The sequence below is a fragment of the Pseudomonas sp. 51_B genome, assembly GCF_017491595.1.
GTDB classification, from domain to species: Bacteria; Pseudomonadota; Gammaproteobacteria; order Pseudomonadales; family Pseudomonadaceae; genus Aquipseudomonas; species Aquipseudomonas promysalinigenes.
The window spans coordinates 1-453 of sequence record NZ_JAFGYW010000367.1; the positions used below are offsets into that span (position 1 = coordinate 1).

General features: G+C 61.6%; 1 protein-coding gene. It reads right to left on the bottom strand.

From position 1 onward, the window contains the following. Nucleotides 1–453 (bottom strand): hypothetical protein (locus J5M56_RS25270; RefSeq protein WP_207938093.1); only part of this gene is annotated, 453 nt, incomplete at both ends.

Genomic DNA, 453 nt, shown 5'->3' on the forward strand with positions numbered 1-453 from the left:
GAAGAAGTTATCGCGCACGCCGACCTTTTCCACTTTCAGCACTTCAGCCCAGATATCAGCCAGGGTCTGCTCCAGCTCGTTGCGCGGGGCCAGATAATCCGCGCTTTGCAACTGACCGATCTCCAGCGTTGGCAAGGCTTTGCGGTCGAGTTTGCCGTTAGCGTTGAGTGGCATCTGCTCCAGCCACAGCCAGTGCAGCGGCACCATGTATTCCGGCAGCGAAGCACGCAGCCCGGCCTTGAGTTCATCGCCGATATCATCACCCGTGGCGGTGACCACATAACCGATCAGTTGCTTGCCGGAGGCATTGTCGCGGGCAATCACCAGCGCATCGCTGACCGCCGGCAACTGACGCAGGCTGGCCTCGACTTCGCCCAGCTCGATGCGGAAGCCACGCACCTTGACCTGATGGTCGATGCGCCCGACGTAATCGACCACGCCGTCCGCGCGACG